A 3,707-nucleotide genomic window follows, 5' to 3' on the forward strand; every position below is an offset into this window, starting at 1 on the left:
AGACGTACCACCGTTTTTCCGGCTTTTACGCCAGTTTCCATCAAATCAAGAATCTGTTCTAAATGGAGTTCCGCGCTGTCGTGGCACTCCGCCCCTTTCGGGCAATATTCCAGCAGTTCGGTATTGATAAGCGAACCGGCATAAATGACCACCTGCGCCTGCTGTAACAACCGGTACCCCTTCAGAGTAATCAGCTCGCGGTCGCCCGGACCTGCGCCGACAAACCACACACAACGGGGATCAAACGTCTCAGACATGGTGTTCTTCCTTCTGACAGGCGATAACAAAAACGGGATTATTCGGTTTGAAATAGTGGCCAGCGCCGAGCGTGGCGAACGTTGATACCTGCATTTGCAGACAATCGACATCCTGTATGCCAGCCTGCTGCAGGTGCGCCAGCGCGGTATTGAGGTTTTCCATCAGGATAAACGTCATCACCAGACGACCACCGGGATGCAGCTGGCGCAGGGACCAGTCGATAAGCGGCGTCAGATGACCACCGCTGCCGCCCATAAACACCGCATCGGCTTTTTCAGCCACCGGCACCGGCGCTACACCCGGCAAAATGTCAATGTTGCTACAGGCAAACTGCTGGCGGTTTTCCTCGAGCAGCCGCAGAGCCGCCGGGTTACGCTCGATGGCCGTCACGTGCAGAGAAGGAAATTGCATCGCGGCTTCAATCGACACGCTCCCGGTCCCCGCCCCAACGTCAATCAGGTGGCGGGCGCGGTGCAGCTCCAGTTTTGCGAGGGCCAGCGCGCGTACGGCTTCTTTGGTCATCGGCACCGTCTCGCCGCGCAGAAAAAGCTCATCTTTCATCGAGGATCACCACTGCGTTCATCTCATAGTCGACCTTGACCTCACTGACGGGCAGCCAGTGGATCCGTTCATTTTCCATCGCCAGGTTTTCGCCAATCACCATCCATCGATGGCCCTTTCCTCGCGCCACCAGCTGCGCCGCGATGTCTTTCGGTCCGCATTGGTTGTCGGTCACCATCGCCACCTTGTTATGTCGCGCCAGCTCATCGACATTCACGTGGCGGCCATGGCTGCTGGTGAGCCACATCTCGTTCATGTCGATTCCCGCCTGCGCGCACAGATACTGCACCGCGCTGATACCCGGAATAATGCGTACGCGCGCAAGACCAAAATGCGCGACCATCCGCGTGCCAATGCCGTAAAACAGCGGGTCGCCGGAGGCCAGAATCGCCACATTCTTATCCGGCCGGGACGCAATCCAGGCCAGCAGTTCAGGGATGTTGGCGCCAAGGGCAAACGTCTCGCCGCTAAATGCCGGAAACTGCGCCAAATGGCGTTTGCCGCCCACCAGCGCATCCGCGTTCTCTACCGCATCACGGGCGGCGGGCGTCATCAGATGCAGCCCCGCAGGCCCCATTCCTACTACCGTTAACATTGCATCTCCCCGGCGATCGCGTTGACCGGGCGATTGCTACCCAGCACCTGGTTGTCGAAAGAGAACATAATGGCGTCACAGGTCGGCGGATTTTGGGTAAAGCGCAGCATCTGCATGACGCGCTGGCAGATACGCCCGGCAAGATGGTTGTAGATATGCCCAAAGCCGTAGGCATCGATATGCTCCATTGCCGCTTCGGTGGTGTCGCAGTCGCTGACTAAAGTCAGCAATTCCAACGGCGCGCCGAGCAGCGCCAGATGCGCCACCAGCGTTTCCATGCGCGCATCGGCAATATGGCTGTGGGTGTGGAAGATACCAGCGGCAATTTTGATGAGCTTACCGGGATGGCCGACCAGCACAATCTGGCGAAATCCCAACCGCACCGCTTCTTCAATCATGTAGCCGACGAAGTTGCTCATGGTGACCACCACATCGGCTTCGATGCCCATCTGTTCACGCACAAAGCGTTCGCCGTGATTGCCCGGCACCAGCACCACCCGCTCCAGCCCGGCGGCGTGTTTAATTTCCAGTTCCAGCGAGAGCGAACGTTTCCAGCTCTCCTCCGACATCGGCGTCACGATGCCAGTTGTGCCGATAATTGATATTCCGCCCAGAATGCCGAGGCGGGCGTTATAGGTTTTCTGCGCCCGCGCTTCGCCTTCAGGCGCAAAGATTTCAATATCGGCCCCGCGCGCCGGGCCAATCGCCTCGCGCACCGCAGACTCGATAGTGTGACGGGGCGTGCGGTTGATTGCCGCGCTGCCGATGGGCAGACCGATGCCTTTGCGCGTCACAGTACCCACGCCTTCGCCGCCCAGCAGCGCTATCTCGCCGCTGTCGTTCAGCGTCACGCGCGCGAAAATCAGCATTCCGTGCGTGGCGTCAACGTCATCCCCACCGTCTTTGCGGATAGCGGCAATGGCCTGCTGTCCTTCGATGTGCGGAGACTCAACGTTCAGGCACAGCGTGACGCCGGAAGGCGTCACAATCGACACCTGATGAATCAGATGCTGGCGCAGCACCATCAGCGCGGCGACTTTTGCCGCTGCGGTGGCGCAAGAGCCCGTGGTGTAGCCTTTGCGCAATGCCTTGCCGTTATGCCACACCGGAGCGTCGAAGATTTGTTCGCTCATCGCGCCCCCTGCTGGTGGTAAAGGATGGCGTTAACAATTGCGGCCGCCACGTTGCTGCCGCCTTTACGCCCGAGCGCCGCAATGGCAGGGAGCTTGCTGTGCGTCAGCGCCTCTTTCGATTCCTCCGCACCGACAAACCCCACTGGCACGCCCACCACGCCGCGGACGGCGACATCATGCTCCAGCAGACGGAACAGCGCGGTTGGCGCATTGCCGAAAACAAACACCTTTTCGCTCTCTTCCGTTACCGCAATATCCACCGCCGCCATCGAGCGGGTGATCCCCTGCGCTTTCGCTTGCGCCACCACACGCGGATCGCTGATGTAACAGCGACACTCACCGCCAAATCTGGCCAACAGCGTTTTGTTGATTCCGGAAAGCGCCATCGTGGTGTCGGTATAGATAACAGACGAGCGACTCAGCGCCGCACAAAGCTGCTCCAGCGCATCCTCGGAAAACCAGAGAATATCCAGCCAGTCGAAATCCGCAGTGGTGTGGATCACCCGCTTGATGATCGCCTCATGCAGCGGGCTGGCGAACTGATACTCCGGACGCGTTTCGCGGATTATCTCGCCAATGATGTCGAAACTTTTGGCTTCAATCGCCTGGGGTTGCTGGATGTATTGCATTGTCTCTTGTCCTCAGGCCACGCCAACCGCCAGCCAGCGCGCTACGATAAACAGCGCCAGCCCCAGGGTGGAAGCGACCCACATCAGTCGAATCGTTCGGGAAATATCGTCTACGGCAATCGGGCGCAGCGCGTCGCCAATCCACGGTTTTTCGACGCGCTGACCGAAATAGTCATTGGGACCGCCGAGCTGGATGCCCAGCGCACCAGCCACGGTCGCCTCCGCCCACGCGCAGTTGGGGCTACTGTGGTTGTAGCGATCTCGCCAACCAACACGCAGCGCGCGGGAGCCATCGTTTCGGCACAGAAACGCGGCGACGCTCAGCAATAGCCAACTGAGACGTGCGGGAATGTAGTTCGCCAGATCATCCAGGCGGGCGCTGACCATGCCGATCGCCCGGTATTTTTCGTGCTTGTAGCCCACCATGGAGTCGAGGGTATTCACCGCCTTGTAGGCCATCGCCAGCGGCGCCCCGCCCAGCAGGAGGAAGAACAGCGGCGCGATGATGCCGTCAACGGTGTTCTCCGCGAC

The 3,707-nt window shown here is 59.6% G+C and carries 6 protein-coding genes; all 6 read right to left on the reverse strand.

Annotated elements, in window-relative coordinates; translation table 11 throughout:
• A partial coding sequence (locus JO226_RS05045; protein ID WP_293494166.1) for an SAM-dependent methyltransferase occupies nt 1–257 on the reverse strand: 257 nt, incomplete at its 3' end.
• Nucleotides 250–819, reverse strand: coding sequence for a decarboxylating cobalt-precorrin-6B (C(15))-methyltransferase (locus JO226_RS05050; RefSeq protein WP_293494169.1), 570 nt, complete (start codon nt 817–819; stop codon nt 250–252). The genes JO226_RS05045 and JO226_RS05050, both read right to left, overlap by 8 nt.
• Nucleotides 809–1,414, reverse strand: a complete 606-nt coding sequence (locus JO226_RS05055) for a cobalt-precorrin-7 (C(5))-methyltransferase (RefSeq protein WP_293494172.1) — start codon at nt 1,412–1,414, stop codon at nt 809–811. The genes JO226_RS05050 and JO226_RS05055 overlap by 11 nt, the downstream gene beginning before the upstream one ends.
• A complete protein-coding gene (cbiD, locus tag JO226_RS05060) occupies nt 1,408–2,547 on the reverse strand; it encodes a cobalt-precorrin-5B (C(1))-methyltransferase CbiD (protein ID WP_293494175.1) in 1,140 nt (379 codons plus the stop codon). Before cbiD ends, JO226_RS05055 begins: the two co-directional genes overlap by 7 nt.
• Nucleotides 2,544–3,176 (reverse strand): cobalt-precorrin-8 methylmutase, encoded by a 633-nt coding sequence (locus JO226_RS05065; protein ID WP_293494178.1) that lies wholly within the window; start codon nt 3,174–3,176, stop codon nt 2,544–2,546. The genes cbiD and JO226_RS05065 overlap by 4 nt, the downstream gene beginning before the upstream one ends.
• 12 nt (nt 3,177–3,188) lie before the next feature.
• Nucleotides 3,189–3,707: CobD/CbiB family cobalamin biosynthesis protein (locus tag JO226_RS05070; protein WP_293494180.1), on the reverse strand; the 519-nt coding region annotated here is incomplete at its 5' end.

Origin of the sequence: Pluralibacter sp. (genome assembly GCF_019237635.1) — a bacterium.
Taxonomy (GTDB): Bacteria; Pseudomonadota; Gammaproteobacteria; order Enterobacterales; family Enterobacteriaceae; genus Enterobacter_B.